16 protein-coding genes and 1 pseudogene are annotated in these 18,507 nt (G+C 72.1%); 9 read left to right on the plus strand and 8 right to left on the minus strand.

Annotated elements, in window-relative coordinates; genetic code table 11:
• From ACZ7N4_RS38495 to ACZ7N4_RS38510, 4 genes are all read right to left on the minus strand, one after another.
• Positions 1-1,082, minus strand: a 1,082-nt coding sequence (locus ACZ7N4_RS38495; RefSeq protein WP_471368527.1) for a sodium:solute symporter family protein, incomplete at its 3' end; no start/stop codon positions are given.
• Positions 1,079-2,638 carry an MFS transporter gene (locus tag ACZ7N4_RS38500; RefSeq protein ID WP_471368529.1) on the minus strand — a complete coding sequence of 520 codons (1,560 nt, stop codon included), beginning with the start codon at positions 2,636-2,638 and terminating at the stop codon, positions 1,079-1,081. The genes ACZ7N4_RS38500 and ACZ7N4_RS38495, both read right to left, overlap by 4 nt.
• A gap of 2 nt (positions 2,639-2,640) precedes the next feature.
• On the minus strand, positions 2,641-4,305 hold the full coding sequence (locus ACZ7N4_RS38505; protein WP_471368532.1) for a histidine phosphatase family protein: 1,665 nt from the start codon (positions 4,303-4,305) through the stop codon (positions 2,641-2,643).
• Positions 4,305-6,302 (minus strand): FAD/NAD(P)-binding protein, encoded by a 1,998-nt coding sequence (locus tag ACZ7N4_RS38510; protein ID WP_471368537.1) that lies wholly within the window; start codon positions 6,300-6,302, stop codon positions 4,305-4,307. The genes ACZ7N4_RS38505 and ACZ7N4_RS38510 overlap by 1 nt, the downstream gene beginning before the upstream one ends.
• A gap of 316 nt (positions 6,303-6,618) precedes the next feature.
• Here ACZ7N4_RS38510 and ACZ7N4_RS38515 point away from each other — a divergent pair, with 316 nt between their 5' ends.
• The 3 genes from ACZ7N4_RS38515 to ACZ7N4_RS38525 all read left to right on the plus strand — a co-directional run bounded on the left by ACZ7N4_RS38515 (position 6,619) and on the right by ACZ7N4_RS38525 (position 8,649).
• Positions 6,619-6,909 carry a DUF6355 family natural product biosynthesis protein gene (locus ACZ7N4_RS38515; RefSeq protein WP_471368539.1) on the plus strand — a complete coding sequence of 97 codons (291 nt, stop codon included), beginning with the start codon at positions 6,619-6,621 and terminating at the stop codon, positions 6,907-6,909.
• A 63-nt stretch (positions 6,910-6,972) separates the two neighbouring features.
• Positions 6,973-7,896 carry an aminoglycoside phosphotransferase family protein gene (locus ACZ7N4_RS38520; protein ID WP_471368542.1) on the plus strand — a complete coding sequence of 308 codons (924 nt, stop codon included), beginning with the start codon at positions 6,973-6,975 and terminating at the stop codon, positions 7,894-7,896.
• Positions 7,897-7,995: 99 nt separating this feature from the next.
• Positions 7,996-8,649: a hypothetical protein gene (locus ACZ7N4_RS38525; RefSeq protein WP_471368544.1), complete on the plus strand. Its 654-nt coding sequence runs from the start codon at positions 7,996-7,998 to the stop codon at positions 8,647-8,649.
• Positions 8,650-8,670: 21 nt separating this feature from the next.
• Here the strand turns inward: ACZ7N4_RS38525 and ACZ7N4_RS38530 are convergent, their stop codons facing one another.
• From ACZ7N4_RS38530 to ACZ7N4_RS38540, 3 genes are all read right to left on the minus strand, one after another.
• Positions 8,671-9,687 carry a sporulation protein gene (locus ACZ7N4_RS38530; RefSeq protein ID WP_471368546.1) on the minus strand — a complete coding sequence of 339 codons (1,017 nt, stop codon included), beginning with the start codon at positions 9,685-9,687 and terminating at the stop codon, positions 8,671-8,673.
• 243 nt (positions 9,688-9,930) lie between these two features.
• On the minus strand, positions 9,931-10,632 hold the full coding sequence (locus ACZ7N4_RS38535) for a GNAT family N-acetyltransferase (protein ID WP_471368548.1): 702 nt from the start codon (positions 10,630-10,632) through the stop codon (positions 9,931-9,933).
• Between the two features lie 325 nt (positions 10,633-10,957).
• Positions 10,958-11,536, minus strand: coding sequence for a TetR/AcrR family transcriptional regulator (locus tag ACZ7N4_RS38540; protein ID WP_471368551.1), 579 nt, complete (start codon positions 11,534-11,536; stop codon positions 10,958-10,960).
• 269 nt (positions 11,537-11,805) lie between these two features.
• Here ACZ7N4_RS38540 and ACZ7N4_RS38545 point away from each other — a divergent pair, with 269 nt between their 5' ends.
• From ACZ7N4_RS38545 to ACZ7N4_RS38565, 5 genes and pseudogenes are all read left to right on the plus strand, one after another.
• Positions 11,806-12,375: a (2Fe-2S)-binding protein gene (locus ACZ7N4_RS38545; RefSeq protein ID WP_471368554.1), complete on the plus strand. Its 570-nt coding sequence runs from the start codon at positions 11,806-11,808 to the stop codon at positions 12,373-12,375.
• Positions 12,372-13,364, plus strand: a complete 993-nt coding sequence (locus ACZ7N4_RS38550; RefSeq protein ID WP_471368555.1) for an FAD binding domain-containing protein — start codon at positions 12,372-12,374, stop codon at positions 13,362-13,364. Before ACZ7N4_RS38545 ends, ACZ7N4_RS38550 begins: the two co-directional genes overlap by 4 nt.
• Positions 13,361-15,508 (plus strand): xanthine dehydrogenase family protein molybdopterin-binding subunit, encoded by a 2,148-nt coding sequence (locus ACZ7N4_RS38555; protein WP_471368558.1) that lies wholly within the window; start codon positions 13,361-13,363, stop codon positions 15,506-15,508. Before ACZ7N4_RS38550 ends, ACZ7N4_RS38555 begins: the two co-directional genes overlap by 4 nt.
• Complete coding sequence (locus ACZ7N4_RS38560; protein ID WP_471368561.1) at positions 15,501-16,643, plus strand: XdhC family protein; 1,143 nt, start codon at positions 15,501-15,503, stop codon at positions 16,641-16,643. Before ACZ7N4_RS38555 ends, ACZ7N4_RS38560 begins: the two co-directional genes overlap by 8 nt.
• A 133-nt stretch (positions 16,644-16,776) precedes the next feature.
• Positions 16,777-17,186, plus strand: a pseudogene (locus ACZ7N4_RS38565) (TroA family protein); the annotation flags it as partial.
• A gap of 147 nt (positions 17,187-17,333) precedes the next feature.
• Here the strand turns inward: ACZ7N4_RS38565 and snpA are convergent.
• The gene (gene snpA / locus ACZ7N4_RS38570; RefSeq protein WP_471368565.1) at positions 17,334-18,023 is read right to left on the minus strand and encodes a snapalysin; all 690 of its coding nucleotides are present in this window, start codon (positions 18,021-18,023) and stop codon (positions 17,334-17,336) included.
• Between the two features lie 180 nt (positions 18,024-18,203).
• On the opposite strand from snpA, the gene ACZ7N4_RS38575 reads away from it, so the two are divergent.
• The coding region (locus tag ACZ7N4_RS38575; RefSeq protein WP_471368567.1) for a LysR family transcriptional regulator at positions 18,204-18,507 on the plus strand (304 nt) is incomplete at its 3' end.

Below are 18,507 nucleotides of genomic sequence, written 5' to 3' on the forward strand. Positions count from 1 at the left end.
CGGGTGAAGAGGTTGGCCGCGGCGATGGACATGATGGCGGCCGGGACGAGGGCGCCGATGCCGATGGCGGCGAAGGCGACGCCCGCGAACCAGTCCGGGAACATGTCCTCGAACAGCTGCGGGATGGCGAGCTGCCCGTTGGCGACCTTCACCCCGGCCGCGATCGCCATGAAGCCCAGCAGCGCCAGCAGCCCCAGCATCAGCGTGTACAGCGGCATGACCGTCGTACTGCGCCGGATCACCTCACGGCTCCTGGACGACAGGGTCGCCGTGACGGAGTGCGGGTACATGAACATCGCCATGGCGGAACCCAGTGCCAGCGTCGCGTACGTCCACTGCCCCCCAGGTGCCGTGACGAGCCCGCCGGCCCCCGTGCTCGTGAACTTCTCGCCCGCCTTCGCGAAGACCTCGTCGAACCCGCCCAGCCTGATCGGAATGTAGACGATCGCCACGGTGATCACGACGTAGACCAGGGTGTCCTTGACGAACGCGATCATCGCGGGCGCCCGCAGGCCGGACGAGTACGTGTACGCGGCCAGCACACCGAAGGCGATCAGCAGCGGCAGGTCCTTCACGAACCAGTGGGTGTTCTCGCCGCCACCGACGCCCATCACGTCCAGCACCGCCTGGATGCCGACCAGTTGGAGCGCGATGTACGGCATGGTCGCGAGGATGCCGGTGAACGCCACCGCCAGCGACAGCCCCCGGGAGCCGAACCGGCCGCGCACGAAGTCGGCGGTGGTGACGTACCCGTGCCGGTGCGAGACCGACCACAGACGGGGCAGGAAGGTGAAGATCAGCGGGTACACCAGGATCGTGTACGGCACCGCGAAGAAGCCGGACGCGCCCGCCGCGTAGATCGCGGCGGGTACGGCGACGAAGGTGTACGCCGTGTAGACGTCGCCGCCGAGCAGGAACCAGGTGATCCAGGTGCCGAACGACCGGCCGCCCAGCCCCCATTCGTCCAGGCTGTGGCCGCTGCCGGTCCGGCGCCAGCGGGCGGCCAGGAAGCCCATGACCGTGACCGCCAGGAAGAAGAGGGCGAAGACCGCGAGGGCGACGCCGTTGACGTCCCCGGTCATGCCGCCGTACCTCCCTGGCCGGTCGCGGGCGTGCCCACGGCGGGCACGGGCCGGCCGTGCACCAGGTCGTCCAGTTCGGCGTCGAGCGCGGTGGCGTCCCCGGCCGGCTGGACGGCTGCCTGCGGATCGCTGCCGCGGACGGCCACCGCGATTCCCGCCAGGGCCATGGGAAGCGCCACGAACACCGCGGCGGTGCGCATGCCGCCCGGCGCCGAGAGCACCAGCGCGATCAGGGGCGGCCCGAAGGCCCCGCCGGACTTCCCGACGGCCGCCGCCCATCCGCCTGCGGTGCCCCGGATGGCCAGCGGGTAGATCTCGGCCGTGTACGGGCCGATGAGCGCGATGACACCGGCGGTCCCGGCGAACAGCAGCATCACGGCGGTCAGCAGCACGGGCCGGCTGCCGTCCATGCCGACGACGGCCAGAGCGAGGAGGGCGCCGACGGTGAGGGCCGCGTAGACGACCATGGTGCCCCGGGCCGACCAGCGCATGTACAGCCAGGCGGCCACCGCGCAGGTGGGGATGGACAGCAGGGAGGAGACGAACAGGAGGGTGGCGGCGGACATGCCGTGCCCGCCGGAGGACTCCAGCTGGCTGGGCAGGAAGGTGATGAAACCCCAGTAGACCATGCCCCAGGCCAGCGCGTAGGCGCTCACCACCAGCGTCTTGGCCGTCTGCGGACGCTTGAACAGGGTGGACGCCGGGATGGGTGCGCGCCGCGTCTGCCGGGCGGCGAAGGCGGCCGACTCCGGGATCCACCGGTTCAGCGCGATCAGGACCACGACCAACGGGAGCTGGGCGAACCACAGCACCCGCCAGCCGGCCAGCGGGATGAGGACGGCGGCCAGCCCGGAGGCGGCCATGTAGCCGCCGGTGGTGGTGAGGCCGGCCTGGAGCACCATGATGGCCGCACGACGGCCGGGCGGCAGGCTCTCGGTCATCAGGGCGTACACGACGGGCAGCATGCCGCCGGCCGCCATGCCCATCAGGGCGCACATGACGAGGTTGCCGCTGAAACTCGGCATGGCGCCGCAGACCGTCGTGCCGAGGAAGAGCAGGGAGGAGATGAGGATGGTGGCCCGGCGTCCGATCCGGTCCGCCGCGCGCCCCCAGACGAGGGAGCCGAGGACCGTGCCGGTCAGCGCCACCGTGGGCAGCCACGAGATCTCGGCGGCGCTGAGGTGGAACTCGGCGCGCATACCGGGGGAGATGAACGCCAGGGTGGCCGGCTTCATCTGGTCCACCAGCAGCGCGAAACTCAGGATGGCGATGAGCCGGTACCGGCTCGCCGGGGCCGTCCGCGCCGGAGCGGGGGAGACGGCGGGAGCGGTTCCGGCCGGCTGCACCACCGCGAACCCGGCCATCACCACGCCGACGACGATGGCGGCCATCGCGGCCCACATCGTCCCCGACATGTCCATCATGGCCATGTTGAAGTCTATGGACGCGGACTCGGCGAACATCCACAGGTGTTCGACGACACCGGCCGAGGTCACGGCGACGCCGGACCAGAACAGCAACGGCCGGGGTATCAGGGAAGCTGGTCGCGCGGTCAAGGTCAACTCCTGGTCGGCAGGCGGGAGGCGGCGTCCGGGGACACCGAGGGGGCGGGGACGGCACGTCCGCGGGCCGGGGTGTGCTCCGGGAGGCCGAGGACACCGGGCCAGCGCGGGTCGTCGGGGGCGACGACGAGGAACCGGGCGTACCAGCTGTCGAAGAAGGACAGGACGAACATCGGCAGCAGGGTCCAGATGGCCACCTGCTCCAGCGCCGTGTGCCCGGTGAAAGCGGCGATGATGACGACGGCGAACACGTTCGGGTACGTCATGGCGGTGTAGTCGTCCAGCGTGTGCACGTGCCGGCGCCGCTTGAGCAGCGCGGCCGCCAGCCGCAGCCCGACGGCGACGCACGCGGCCGTCGGAGCGTAGCGGGAGAAGCCGTCGAGGTCGAGCTTCAGGCACACCAGCACGATGAACCCGGTGAGCAGGAGGACCGCCACATAGCCGTTGCGCTCACCGTACTTGGCCGTGCGGATCGGCGAGCGCTCCCGCAGCCTCCGCACCACGAGGTAGGCCGCCGTGACGACGCCCGTGGAGGTGGCGGTGGTGATCGCCACGGCCGGGCCGACGTCCTCGCGCAGGGTCAGCGCCAGGACCGTGGAGAGGGAGACGGTGGCGGCCAGTGACGAGAGCAGCACCTGCGCGAACGCCGGCATGATCATCCCGCCGAGACAGCGGCTGACGGTCATCGCCACCACCGAACTGGGTGTGGCGAGGAACACCGCCGCGATGGCCGCCGTACTCTCGCCGCCGACGTCCGCGAAGCGCAGGACCGCCGCGAGGACCAGGGGCAGGGCCAGATAGCGCAGGGCGACGGACCTGAGCGTTCCCGGATCGGTGACGAAACCCCGGGCGTTCTCCAGCTCGATACGGCACATGGTGATGACACTGGCCAGCACCAGGAGCGTGAGCAGCAGGTACGGGGACGCCGACAGGCGCACTCCGGCCAGGTTGGCCAGCAGTCCGACGGCCAGACCGGCGCAGAAGACCACGGGATGGTTGACGACGATCCAGTCGTAGACCATGTTCAGGGTCTTGTTCTCGTTCTTGACGTAGCCTTGGATGCGGTCGCCCCGCAGCATCTGGGAGTTGGGCAGCCGCAGGTCGTACGACTCGTCGGCCGGCCGGTCCAGGAGGAACCGGCAGATCAGCTCGACCACGTACTTGTGCGAGACCACGCAGACGACCTCACCGCGCCGCAGAGCGGGCAGCAACTCCCGCTCGTAGAAGGCGCGGACGCGGTCCCGGAACTGTGCGAACGTCTCCCCGCCGTGCATGGTGGGGCTGTCGGCGTTCATGGCCCGCTCGTACTCGGCGATGCCGTGCCGGCGCTGGAGGATGGACTTGCTCTCCAGCGTGTAGCTGCCGAAGTCCCGTTCCATCAGCCGCTCGTCGACCACGACCTCCGGGGCACCGGGCACCTGGTCCTCCAGGTCGAAGATGAGGCCGGCGGTCTCGTGGGCGCGGGCGAGCGGGGAGACGTAGACGCGGTCGAAACGCCGGCCGCGGTGGCCCTGGGCCACCTTCTCGGCCTGGATGCGGCCGAGGAACGTCAGGGGCGCGTCGCGCTGTCCGGCGATGCGGTGCACGGAGTTGCAGGTCGACTCGCCGTGCCGGACCAGGAACAGCCGGCTCAGCAGCTCCTGCCGGGACTGCTCGGTCATCACTCGCCCTTCTTCGGGGCGTACCGGACCTGCTCGGCGTAGCCGGAGTCCCAGCCGGCCAGCCTGGTGATGTCGCACAGGGTGTGCACCGCGTGCTTCTCCACCAGCGTGGCGAGCAGGGAGACGGTCCGCCGGGCCTGCTGGGCGGTAAGGCCGAACTCTCGGGCCAGGGCGGCAGCGAACTCGGCCAGGTCGTCGTCCAGGATCCGTCGGTACTTGGCGCGCTCGGTACGGTCCTGGGCCTGGAGGTGGCTGACGGCGTTGGGGTAGGCGCTCTCGCGGGCGTGGGCGAGCAGACGCTCGCGCAGCCGGGCCGCGTCCGGTTCCTCGGTGAGCAGGTCGGCGGCGATCCAGTCGCTGCTGCGGATCAGGCAGTGGTGGATGCCGTCGGGAATGTCCATCTGCTCCTCGTCGCTCGCGGACCTCAGCCGGCGCAGCACCTCCATCGCCGTGTCGAAGCACTGGTTGCGCAGGGTGCCGATACTGAACACGAACGCGCCGAGACGGCCGCGCCGGGTGGTCTCGTCGCCCTGGCGCATCGGGCCGACACCGAAGAGGCCCGGCGCGATCGTGCCGTCGGCCGTGACGAGCTGGCCGTGCGTGCCGACCTCGACACCGCGGTGGGTCCTGGTCTGCGGCCGGGCGTACCCGTACCCGTGGACCAGGCCCTGCCACAGGGGGTGGCCGGGGTGCTCGTAGTCGGTGTTGTTGCCCAGGCAGTTGACGACCCGGTCCACGACGACGTCCGGCTGGTCGGCGAAGACCACCCGGATCCTCGTGCCGTCCTCCACCGGCCGCATGTCCTGGATGCGGGCGGCCAGCACCTCGACGGTCTTCGGCGCGCCGTTGAAGCCGCGCATCCGGCTGCGCACCACACCGCCGATCTCCCGCACGGTGCTGGTGCGGGAGGTGACGATCAGGCTCTTGTACCGGTCCAGCAGCATCCGCACATCGCGCGCTTCCATCCGCGAGACCAGCTCGACGACGTACGGCTCCCACGCCTTCATCACCCGCTCGGGGAAGACGGCGTCGAGCGCGCTGCCCGGTTCGATCCCGTGCTCCTCGCGCAGGTGCGCGTACTCCGCCTTGATGCCCTCCACGACCACCTCGGGGGTGAGCCGCTCGGCGTCGAGGAAGGGCGGGCGGCGGGTCTGCCAGATGTCGTGCTCGTGGTCCACGGGGTAGGTGCCGTGCAGGTGGCCGCCCCGCGAGCAGATCAGGATCCGGCCGCGGTGCCCGGCGTGCACGAGCGAGATCACCGTGTCGAACGCCGACAGGGCGGAGCCCGTGACGAGAACGGTCTCCTCGGGACCGACCGCCTGGAAACGCTCCTGGGCGCCGGGGGCGTAGGGGTCGGCGATGAAGCGGTCGGAGTCCCTGACGCGGTGGTAGAACGGCGCCTGCACCGGGGAGAGGTGCCCGGTCGCCAGGACCACCTGGTCCGAGGGCAGCTCGTGCACGGCGCCCTGCGGGCCGGCGTCGGCGTACCTGACGACGTAACCGCCATCCTGCGCGCGCACGTCGAAGACCTCACCGGTCAGCTCCCGCAGCGTCACGTCCGCGTGCGCGTCGGCGACCGCGCCGCGCAGCCGCTCGGCCAGGTACTGCCAGAAGATCCGCCGCGGCACGACACAGGCCACGCCGAAGGTGTGGTACTGCCACTCGCGCGGCCAACCGGAGCGGTCCGCCTCCTCGTTGGCCCACTCCAGGAAGTCCTCCGGGCGCTCCCGGCGCAGCGTGATCCGGCCGGCCTGGATGTTGAGCATGTGCGCCCAGTTGGTGGAGGCCTGGCCGAAGGCGATGCCGCCGTAGCGGTAGCCCTCCTCCCGTTCGATCAGACATATCTCCAGTGGCGTGTCCGCGAAGTGGAGCAGCCGTATGGCGGTGAGCGTGCCGGAGAAACCGGCGCCGACGACGGTCACCCGCCGGACGCCGTCGCGCAGGGCGGTGTCCGGGTTGTGAGGGGACTGCATGGGGGCGTGCGTTTCCACGTTCATGTCTCCTTCGGCGTGGAAGAGAGCTGGTCGGGGAGAGCGCCCTCAGCATCTGGACGGAATGCGCGCTTCCGGCGAGATCGTGGATGATCCTGGACGCGCTCGACGGCGAAGGGACGGGAGTACTCGTCCCGGGGCCGGCCGCAACCGCCTGCCCACGGATGGCGTAACGAGGAAATGATTCGGCGGGTGAAACAGCCGGGCGGAGGGGGGATCCGGCGACCGCGGTCCGTGACCATGGGCCCGTGCCCGGTCCGGCGGTCCCGCCGCGGCCGACGGCACCGTTTCCCCTCTCCCGCCTCCACTTGAGGAGTTCGCCGTGCACGCACGTCGCCTGCTGACCAGTACCCTCGGTTCCCTCGCCCTCGCGTTCGGCCTCCTCGGCGCCGGAACGGCCACCGCGACCCCGGCGGCCGCCGATCCGTGCGGCTTCTACGAGACCGGCTCCGACGCCTACTACAACCACTGCACCTCGGACGGCTCCCACGTGGTGATCAAGGTGGAGGTGGCGCTGGCGCCCGACTACGAGCGGTGCGTGGCACCGGGCCGGACCTGGCTGGGTTCCGCCAACAAGATCCAGGGCGCCCACTACACGGGCCGCACCTGCTGACCGACAGCCCCCGGCCGGCAAATTGCGTTGTCCGCGGGCGGCCGGTGGCCTAGGTTCCCGGACATGCTGCCGCCGGTGGAAACAGACGAACAGTGGGACGCGGTCGTCCCCGACGAGACGGTCCTGCGTCCCGGCGTGGAGGACCTCTGCGCACGTCTCGGCCTGGCCGGCGCACCACTGACCCGTTTCCCGGACGGGACCCAGCCGGTCTACGCGGTGGGTGACGAGCACGTCCTCAAGCTGTTCCCCGGCACCGCCGCCCAGGACGGCGTCACGGAGGGCGCCGTCCTCACCCACCTCGACGGACGGCTGCCCGTACCGACACCGCGGGTGCGCGACTTCGGCCCGTACGAGAACGGCTGGCAGTACGTCCTGATGTCCCGGCTCCCCGGCGAGAACCTGGCCCGCGCCTGGGACCGCGCACCACGCGGCCACCGCGAACGGTTCGTCACCGAGATCGGTGAGACCCTGGCGGTGCTGCACTCCCTCGACGCCGGCCCCCTCGCCGACGTCGTCGGCCCCCGGGACTGGCGCGCCTTCCTGGACCGCCGTCGTGCCGGTGCCGTGGAGCAGCAACGGGACCGCGGACTGCCGCCCGTGTGGCTGGAACGGATCCCGGACTTCCTCGCCTCCGTCCCGCTGCCGCGCGACCCCCACCGCTCGCTGCTGCACACCGAGGTGATGCGGCAGCACTTCCTGGTCGACCCCGGCGGGTGGCGCCTGACCGGGTTCTTCGACTTCGAACCGGCCGTAATCGGGAACCGTGCCTACGACTTCGTCGCTGTCGGCCTGTTCGTCACCCGCGGCGACGCCCGCCTCATGACCCGCCTGAGCGAGGCGTACGGCCACACCTTCGACCCGTCGCACCTGCTCGCGTACACCCTGCTGCACGTGTACAGCGACCTGCCCTGGTACATGCGGGAACTCCACGTACCGGACGGCGCGACACTGCCGTCGCTGGCGGAGGCATGGTTCGGCACGACATGACGCGTCCGGGGCCCGTGGACGTCCACCGGCGGAGCACCCGGCCGGTGACGCCCCGACCCGGCCCCGGCCATGGGGCCTGCGACTCCTATGATCTTGTTCATGGCGACACGGAAGGTGCACCGGCGGGCACGTGAAATCCTGGGCGAGGAGCCGTCGGCCCTCGTGTGGTGCGGACTGCGCAAGGAGATCCCACGGCCGCCCAAGGACGTCCACCGGGCGGCGGGCAAGAAGCGGCTGAAGCCGGGACGGCACTGGCTCTACTACGTCGGTCTGGTGCTGGCGGCGGTGATCGTCATCCCGTGGTTCCTCATCGACAAGCTCGACGAGTTGCTGGCCGTACCCGCATCCCGGCAGTCGCGCGGCCGGCGCGACCGTGACCCGACGGCACAGCGTGCCGACGGCGATCGCCGGCGCCGGTCGGAGCCGTCCGACGACGTCTTCGACGGCGACTGGGACCTCACCGCCGGCCGGCTGCTGCTGCGCTGGTACGGGCAGTCGCCCAACCTCAGGCGCCTGCTGTTGCTCACCCCCGACCGCATCTGCCTCGCCGCCTCGCGCGGACGGCGTCTGTCACCGACCAAGGCCGATGACTTCGACCTCGTCGCGGAGTACGCGCACGGCGAGGCCCGGATCCAACGGGAGCCGGGCCGGCGCCACTTCCACCTGCGCTTCGCGGACGGTTCGTGGCTCAACCTGGGACGGCTGGCCGACAGCGAGGACGCTGATCACTTCCTGAAGACGATCGGTTCCTGACGCACCGTCCGCTCGCCGGCATCAGCCCTCGTCTCCCTCGTCTCCCCCGTCTTCCTCGTCCCCTTCGAAGAAGTCGCCGATCTCGTCCACGACCTCGGCCGCCACCATGCCGCCCACGACACCGACCGCCAGCCCCGCCGCGCCGGCGGCGACCGCCGTGCCGATGCCCGGTCCGGAGCGGTGCTGCTCGTGCTGCTCGTGGGGGTCGTGATACCCGTGGCCGCCGGCGTACGGATCGCCGTGCCCGTACGCGGCGTGAGAGCCGTATGCGGCCCGGTGTTCGACCAACTGCCGGATCCAGCCGTCGACTTCGGCGCTCCAGTCCCGTGCTTCGTGGTGGCCGACGGTGAACCGGGTCAGCGCGTCGTGGCCGGAGGAGAAGAGGCCGGCACGCTTGTCGGCCTCCAGGACGACCTCCAGACCGGCGGGGGAGGCGAGGAACGTCAGCTCGATCTCATTGACCTGGTGCGCGTACTGCGGCGCCGGTGTCAGCTCGACCTCCTGGTAGAAGGGCAGTTGCTGGCCCGTACCCCCGATGCGGCCGTACTCCAGATCGGCTGACCGGAAACCGAAGCCGAGCCGGCCCAGGGCTTCCAGGACCGCCTCTTGGGCGGGCAGCGGCCCGACGGACAACTGGTCCAGGTCACCCTTGTCCCTGGCGCCGGCCACGCCCAGCTCGGTGCGCACGCCGAGCACGATGCCCAGCGGCTGTCCGTGCAGTTCGGTGATCGGGGTCTCCCAGGGCAGCGTCACACTGAACGGGACGCCGCGCTGCTCGCCCGCCACGAGCCGGAAGCCGCCGCCGACCGTGAACCGGTCGAAGACGACGATGCCCTCGCTCTCCCCGCCGTCGTGCTCGGCCTCGACCCGTGCCACCAGCTCCAGCGTGATGTGCTCGATGTCGAAGTCGGCTTCCCCGCCCCGCAGATGCACCTGCCCGGTCAGGGTGTGGCCCGGCAGAGCGGGCCCGGGGTCGAGGACCGTGTCCACCGAGGGGCCGCCGATACCGAGTGAGCCGAGCAGCCGTTTGAACACCATCGAGGCGTCCACTCCTTCATGTGCGTATGTCTTCCACGTCCGTGCGAACGACCGGGAGCTTCCCGGTCGTTCTCTACAAGCGAGTAGAAGCATAGGGTCGCCGAGCGCGCCGCGACGGCGGCGCGGGAGCCCCGGCGCGGAGGAGTCCGCAAGAGGGCACGGTCCGACGCCCGCCAAGGCCGTGACGGACAGCGTGCGCAGGACCCCGCCCGACGAACGCCGACCGAGGAGCGCGCCGGCCCCTCAGGGAGTGCGGAAACCGCGGAAGGTCACGGGCTTGCGGCTCTCGAATCCGAGGCGTTCGTAGAGGGCCAGCGCGGGGGCGTTCGCCTCGGCCACGTGCAGGAACGGGCGCTCGTCCCGGGCCAGGATGCGCGCGGCGAGGGCGCTCACCAGACGGGCGGCGTGACCCCGCCCTCGTGCCTCCGGCGCGGTGCACACCGAGCTGATCTCCGTCCAGCCCGGAGGCCGGAGCCGTTCACCCGCCAGGGCCACCAGCCTGCCGTCGTCGCGGATGCCGAGGTAGGTGCCGAGTTCGTGGGTGCGCGGCCGGAACGGGCCGGGCCGGGCCCGTGCGACCAGGTCGAGCATCTCGGGTACGTCGGCCGCGCCCAGCTCCACCACGGTGCCGCTCACGGCGCCCGGGTGGCCGAGCCGGGGGTCGCCGGCCCAGATCATCTGCCGGCCCTCCAGGACGAAGACCGGCGCCCAGTCCGACGGCGGGATCACCGGGCAGCTGAACATGTCGGCGAACTCACCCGGACCGAGCAACCGGGCGAGGTCGGCCCAGGCCGCCGGGCCGGGATCGCCGGACACCGCCGAGAAGGTCGCGACGTCCGGCACGTAGGTGGCGGCCCGTCCGAGACGACGGGCGAAGCGGGCGTGGTGACCGCGCAGGGAGCGGCCCACCGGGTCGTCGAGTACGGCGGCATCACCGCTCACCATCGTCCGGCCCCTCTCACCTCACGCGGTCGGCGTCCGTCGTCCGATCATCTCATCGCCGGAGGCCCCCGGTGCGGGGCCGACGGGGTACCTGCCTGGCCCCGCGAGCCCCCGCCCCCGGCCCGGCCACGCCCTACGGTGGGCACGCGTCCCATCCGCACCACCGCCGCCGTGAGGTGATCCGGCCGTGGGTGCGCGACCTCGTTCGCGGGCGCCGCGCGGTCCCGGTCCATGGGGGGAGGTCGGCGCCGCGCGCGGCGGCCGTGCTGACGGACGAGCCTTCCCCGAGGCGCGAGCCTCCGCAGGGTGAGGGGGCTCGCGCGGCGCTTCAGGCGCCGGCCGCTCCCGTGCGCAGTCCGTCCATCACCAGGTCGAGGAGCCGGGCCGCGCGTGGCCGCCAGTCGTCGTGCGGGTCGAGCTGCCACAGGCCCGCGATGGCGAGGAGGAAGTCGTCCGCGGTGACGCCGGGCCGTACGGTGCCGGCCTCCTCGTTGGCGCGCAGCAGGAGTTCCGCCGCACGGGCCACCGGTGTGGGGGACGGTTTCGCGGGGCCGCCCGGCGCGCCGGTGACCTGCCGGATCGCGTCTGCCAGGCCGGCCTTGGTCATGGCGAACTCCGACAGCCGGTCCATCCAGGCGCGCAGGGCCTCGTGGGGGGCCCGGGTGTCGAGCAGCCGCTGCGCGCTGTCCGCGACCTGCTGCATCTCGTGGCGGTAGATCTCCAGGACGAGGGACTCGCGGTTGGGGAAGTTGCGGTAGAAGGTGCCCTGTCCGACCCCGGCCTTCTTGGCGATCGCGCTCAGCGGGGTGTCCGCGCAGAGCGACAGCTCGGTGAGGGCCACGTCCAGGATGCGCTCGCGGTTGCGCTGCGCGTCCGAGCGCCGGGGTGAGTCCTTCTGCTGAGGCACTCGTCCTCCTCGAGGCGTGGCCAAAACCTCGCCCTTGCTAAGCGGACAGCTGTCCGTTAGGTTTCCAGGTAGCGGACAGCTGTCCGGTCACGTCCACCATAGCGACGGACGCGCCCCCGCGGCAGTCGTCAGCTGCACCGTCCGGCCGCAGCACCCCCCCGCACCTTCGCCAAGCCCCCGCGCCACAGGCCCGCACGACGCACCCCCCGCCGCCCGAGACCCCGGCTGCAGGTCCTCCGTCTGTCCTGAAATGCGAAAGAAGCTTGCTCATGGCCCCTTCGACGTCCAGTGTCATCACCTTGAAGATCAACGGCGAGAAGTACACACTGCCCGTCGATCACCGCACCACCCTGCTCGACGCCCTGCGCGAGCGGCTCGACCTGACCGGCACCAAGAAGGGCTGTGACCAGGGACAGTGCGGGGCCTGTACGGTCCTGCTCGACGGCCGTCGGTCCGTCGCCTGCCTGCAGCTGGCCGTGGCGGCCGAGGGCCGCGAGATCACCACCATCGAAGGCGTGGCGGACGGCGAGCGGCTGCACCCCGTGCAGCAGGCGTTCCTCGATCTGGACGGCTACCAGTGCGGCTACTGCACCCCGGGCCAGATCTGCTCGGCGATCGGGATGATCGAGGAACACGCGGCGGGCTGGCCGAGCGCCGTCACCGAGGACGTCCGCCCAGAAGCGGGGCCGCCGGCCCTGAGCGCCGACGAGATCCGGGAACGGATGAGCGGCAACCTGTGCCGCTGCGGTGCGTACGTCTCGATCGTCGAGGCGGTGGCCCGCGCGGCGGAGTCCCGGCCGGACGAGTTCGGAACGGACGCGAAGGAGGCCGTGGCATGAGGGAGTTCGACTACCGGCGGGCGTACGACGTCGCCGGAGCCGTCGCATTGCTGGACGCCGACCCGGACACCCGCTTCCTCGGGGGCGGCACCAACCTCGTCGACCTCATGAAAACCGGTGTCGAGCGGCCGGCACGGCTCGTCGACATCCGCGAACTCCCGCTCGACCGGATCGAGTCGACGCCCGAGGGGGGACTGCGCGTCGGCGCCACCGTCACCAACGGCGACCTGGCGGCCCACCCCGAGGTCCGGCGCCGCTACCCGGCGCTCGCCCAGGCGGTGCTCGCCGGCGCGTCGGGACAGCTGCGCAACATGGCCACGGTCGGCGGGAACCTGCTCCAGCGCACACGCTGCGGCTACTTCACCGACGTCAGCCGTCCCTGCAACAAGCGGGTGCCCGGCAGCGGTTGCCCCGCCCGCACCGGCGAACACCGCAACCACGCGATCCTGGGCGCCTCCGAGCACTGTGTGGCCGTACACCCCTCGGACATGGGCGTCGCCCTGGCCGCCTTCGACGCCGTGGTCCACTTCCAAACCCTGGACGGGACCGGGGAGTTGACGCTCGCGGACTTCTACCTGCCCGTCGCGGACACCCCGCACCGCGAGACCGCCCTGCCGCCGGGCGCGCTGATCACCGGCGTCACCCTGCCGCCCGCACCGGTCGCCGCCCACTCCCGCTACCGCAAGGTGCGCGAACGGGCCTCCTACGCCTTCGCCATCGGCTCCCTCGCCGCCGCGCTCGACGTACGGGACGGCGTCGTCCAGGAGGCCCGCCTGGCCTTCGGGGCCGTCGCCTCCCGCCCGTGGCGGGCCACTGCCGCCGAGCGGGTCCTGGCCGGCGCACCGGCCGGCGCCGAGACCTACACCGCCGCGGCCGACGCCGAACTGGCGGCGGCCCGGCCGCTACGGGACAACGGCTACAAGGTGGACCTCATCCGCAACCTCGTGGTGACCGTCCTGACCGAACTCGCCGAGGAGACCGCTCGATGACCACCGTCACCACCGGAACGACCACGGCGACCTCCGCGCAGGCGCCGTCCGTCGGCACCGGCCACACCCGGGTCGAGGGCCGGGACAAGGTCACCGGAGCCGCCCGCTACGCCGCGGAAGTGCCCTTCGCCGACCTCGCCCACGGCTGGCTGGTGGTGTCCACCATCGCCCGCGGACGCATCGTCGCCCTCGACACCGACCCCGTGCTCGCCATGCCGGGCGTCCTCGCCGTCCTGGACCACCGCAACGCCCCGCACCTCGTCACCGACTACCACGGACTGCTGGGCACGCCCGACCCGACCTGCGCCGTCTTCCAGCACGACCGGGTGCCGCACATGGGCTGGCCGGTGGCGCTGGTCGTGGCGGAGACCTCCGAACAGGCCAGGGAAGCCGCCGAGGCCCTCGTCGTGCGCTACGAACAGGAACCCCACGAGGTCGAGTTCACCGGCGAGCACCCCGACGCCTACCCGGTGGACGGCCACATGCTGGCGGTGACGGAGAAGGGGGACCTCGACGCCCGACTGGCGGACTCGGCCGTGGTCGTGGACGCCGAGTACACCACCCCCGAAGAGCACCACAACCCGATGGAACCCCATGCGGCGACCGCCCGCTGGGACGACGGACGGCTGGAGGTGATCGACTCCAACCAGGGCGTCACCTGGGTCGCCGGCGAACTCGCGAACCTCTTCTCGCTCGACCCGGCCTCCGTACGGGTGCGCTCCGAACACGTCGGCGGCGGCTTCGGCAGCAAGGGCGTCCGCGCCCACCAGGTGGCCGCCGTGATGGCCGCGACCCTGCTGCAGCGGCCCGTGCGGGTCGTCCTGACCCGGCGCCAGATGTTCTCCCTGGCCGGGTACCGCAGCCCCACCACCCAGCGGATCCGGCTCGGCGCCGACCCCGACGGACGCCTGCGCGCCCTGGAGCACCGCTCCGTCAGCCGCACCTCCACGGTGTACGAGTTCGTGGAGGCGAGCGCCGGAGTGGCGCGGGTGATGTACGACGCCGACGCCCACCACACCGCCAACCGCGTCGTACGGCTCGACGTGCCGTCCCCGACGTTCATGCGCGCCCCGGGCGAGGCACCGGGCTCGTTCGCACTGGAGGCGGCGCTCGACGAACTCGCCGAGAAGTGCGGGCTCGACCCGATCGAGCTGCGCCTGCGCAACGAACCGGAGACGGGCCCGGTGTCGGGCCTGCCGTTCGCCGGCCGCAACCTGGCCGCCTGCTTCCGTGAGGGCGCCCGCCGGTTCGGCTGGGCGGACCGCGACCGGCGGCCCGGACTGCGCCGGGAGGGCCGCTGGCTGCTCGGCACCGGCACGGCGGCGGCCTCCTTCCCGTCCGGTGCCGCACCCTCCACCGCGACGGCGACCGCGCATCCGGACGGCACCTTCACGGTGCGGATCTCCGCGGCCGACATCGGCACCGGGGCCCGTACCGCGCTCACCCTGGTCGCCGCGGACGCCCTCCAGGTGGCCCCGGAGCGCATCCGGATGCGTATCGGCGACAGCGACTTCGGCCCGGCGATGATCGCCGGCGGCTCCATGGGCACCCGGTCCTGGTCCTGGGCCGTCAAGACCGCGGCCGGTGAACTTCGCGAACGGCTGGCCCTCGCCGCCGACATCCCTGAGGACGGCCTCACCGTGCACGCCGACACCACCGAGGCCCTCGGCGCCCTCACCCCCGCCGAACGGCACTCCTTCGGGGCGCAGTTCGCCGAGGTCGCGGTGGACGTCACCACCGGTGAGGTACGCGTGCGGCGCATGCTCGGCATCTTCGCGGCCGGCCGGATCGTCAACCCGCTCACCGCACGCAACCAGTTCCGGGGCGGCATGATCTGGGGCATCTCCATGGCCCTGCACGAGGAGGCCGCCCGGGACCGCGCCTCCGGTGGCCACGTCGGCGCCGACCTCGCCGGCTACCACGTCGCCACCCACGCCGACGTACCCCGCATCGAGGCCGACTGGATCGACGACACCGTCCCCGACGACCCCGTGGGGATCAAGGGCATCGGCGAGATCGGCATCGTCGGCGCCGCCGCCGCCGTCGCCAACGCGGTCTGGCACGCGACCGGTGTGCGCCACCGCAGCCTGCCCATCCGGCCGGACCGCGTCCTGTCGGCCGCCACGGGGGCGACGGATGCTTGACCTGGCCGCGCCACTGCACCACTGGATCGAGGAGGGACGCGAGTTCGCCGTCGCCACCGTGGTCTCCGTGGGCGGCAGCGCACCGCGCGGCCCCGGCGCCGCCCTCGCCGTCGACCGCGAGGGCACCGCCATCGGCTCGGTCTCCGGCGGCTGCGTCGAGGGCGCGGTGTACGACCTGTGCCAGGAGGCGCTCCGGACCGGAGAGAGCATCCGCGAACGGTTCGGCTACAGCGACGAGGACGCCTTCGCCGTGGGCCTGACCTGCGGCGGCACCATCGAGATGCTGATCACGCCGGTGGTCGGCGGGTCGCCCGCCCGGACGGCCGTCGCCTCGGCTCTGTCGGCCGCCGCCGAGGGCCGGCCGGCGGCCCTCGCCCGGGTCGTCCGCGGCCCGGCCGAACTCCTGGGACGGGCCCTGCTGGTCCGGCCCGACGGCACGTCCGAGGGCGGCCTCGGCGGCCACCCGGACCTGGACCGGACGGCGGCGCGGGAGGCACGGGCCCTGCTGGAGGCGGGCCGCACCGGCACGGTCGGCGTTTCGGCGGACGGGTCGCACTGCCCCGGCGGTCTGACGCTGCTGGTCGAGTCGAACGTGCCGCCCCCACGCATGATCGTCTTCGGTGCGGTCGACTTCGCGTCGGCGCTGGCCCGGGCCGGCAAGTTCCTCGGCTACCACGTGACCGTCTGCGACGCCCGCCCCGTCTTCGCGACCCGCGACCGCTTCCCGGACGCCGACGAGGTCGTGGTCGACTGGCCGCACCGGTACCTGCGGCGCACCGGGACCGACGCGCGTACGGTCCTGTGCGTGCTCACGCACGACGCCAAGTTCGACGTACCCCTGCTGAAGGTGGCGCTCCGGATGCCGGTCGCGTTCATCGGCGCGATGGGCTCACGCCGTACCCACGAGGACCGTAACCGGCGGCTGCGGTCGGAGGGCGTGACCGAACGCGAACTGGCCCGGCTGCGCTCACCGATCGGCCTCGACCTCGGCGCCCGTACGCCGGAGGAGACCGCCCTGTCGATCGCCGCGGAGATCGTCGCCGCCAGGCGGGGCGGCACGGGCGTCCCGCTGACCGGTTCGGACACGCCGATCCATCACGAGGGCGGGGAGGGTGGCAGGCCGGCGGTCGCCTGAGTCCGGGCTCGTGGCGAGCCGATCATGTTGTCAGGTCACGTTGCCTTCCGTGCGCGCGGCGGCCCTGTGGCCTGTCGCGCGAGTCCGATCGCCGGCGGAGGGCCGAGCGACCCGTCGACTGCTCGCCGTGGACCAGGACGGCGGCTTCACGCCCGACGCGCTGGACAAGCTCGGCATCCCCTCGTACATCCTCCCCGAGTCCTGCCGCAACGGCCGTACGCACTCCTCCCGCGGCGTCAACGTCATGCACGACGTGGCGGACTCCTGGACCACGGCCGGCTGGGAGGGCGTCGTCGAGCGCGATCCCGACGTGATCGTCACCTGCGACTACGGAGACAGAGCGCCGAGCAGAAGACGAAGTTCCTGCTGTCCTACGCCCCGCTGCGCGGAGTCTCCGCGATCGGGCACCGGCGGATCGTCGCCCTCGACCACGCCGACCTGGTGGAGAGCCCCCGCAAACCGTCGGCGGTCGCCCGGCTCGGCGCCTTCCTGCGGACGGTGGCGGGGGACGGGACGCCGGCGGAGGGTGCCGCGCAGAGGTGACGTGGCGGAGTGACGTGGAGGGGTGACGTGGAGGGCGTGACATGACGGGCGGACAGACACGAGTACGGACCGCGGCCGGTGCCGCGGTCCGTACCGTGATGAGCGGCCGGGCTGTGGGGGAGCCGCCGCCCTGTGGCGCTCGCGGGATCAGCCCGCCTTGGCCACCTGCGCCAGAGCCTTGGCGAGGCCGTTGGCCCACAGCTGGTTGACCCGGGCCCGCTCGGTGGAGTTCGGGTACCGGTTGGTGCAGCTCGGGCCGGGGCCGCCGCCCGACATCAGTTCGCTGCACGGGCCGCTGTAGTGGTCGGGCAGGCCGAGTACATGGCCGGTCTCGTGCGCGGCGACCCGGATGGAGTCGTACTGCTGGTTCTGCGCGTAGTCCAGGAAGATGTAGCCGCTGCCGTGGCCGTCGGTGGAGGCGTAGGACCCGCGCGGGTCGCTGCCCTCGTAGTAGGCGAAGTCGCCACCGCCCGAGGTGGCCTGGAGCTTGACGTTCGACACCGAGCTGTTCCAGATGGAGGCGGCGCTCGATATCTGGGAGCGGAAGCTCGGCGCCTGGGAGGCGTTGTAGTAGACCGTGACCGACTTCAGGGACGGCTGCTCGGCCTGCCTCTTGGCGACGGACTTCAGCACGGCGTCGAAGAACGCCTTGCTGCCGCCCTTGTCGGCGGTGCCCACATAACCGGAGGCGGCGGTGCGGGCGTGGGTCTCGGTGGTGCTGTGCGCGCTCGCCGGGCTCGCGGTGCCGAGCGCGGCGGAGGCCAGACCGAGGCCGAGTGCCAGGGCCACGAGACTCCTGGATCTCTTCGGCCCGGTGCTGCTGCGGAACGACGCCATGGGGGCTCCTTCTCGTCCTGTGGGGTTGAACGATCGGTTGCCAGTGAGTCTCGGACAGACCAACGGGGCGACGGATGATGGCAATCGGGGATAGCACCGGGTTATCGGTGGCCGACTCGTCCACTTTCATTGCAAGTTGAACATCTGGTGCGGTGACCTGCGCCGCCCTACGCTCCTTCCATGGAGCTGGAGGTGAGGCATCTGCGCGTTCTCTGCGCCATCGCCGACACCGGCAGCCTGCACCGAGCCGCACGGGAACTCGGCCTGTCGCAACCCTCGTTGAGCACGCAATTGCGACGCATCGAGCGGGCTCTCGGCGCCCCGCTCTTCGTGCGCACCCGGACCGGCTGCCGCCCCACCCCCCTGGGGCTGGCCGTGCTGAGCCGGGCCAGGCCGCTGGTCGCGGAGTTCGCGGCGCTCGTCACCGAGACCAGGGCGGCCGCCGCCCGTGCCGCCGGCGGATTCCGGCTGCGCATCGGCGCCA

This window comes from Streptomyces sp. NPDC107654, from assembly GCF_055639035.1.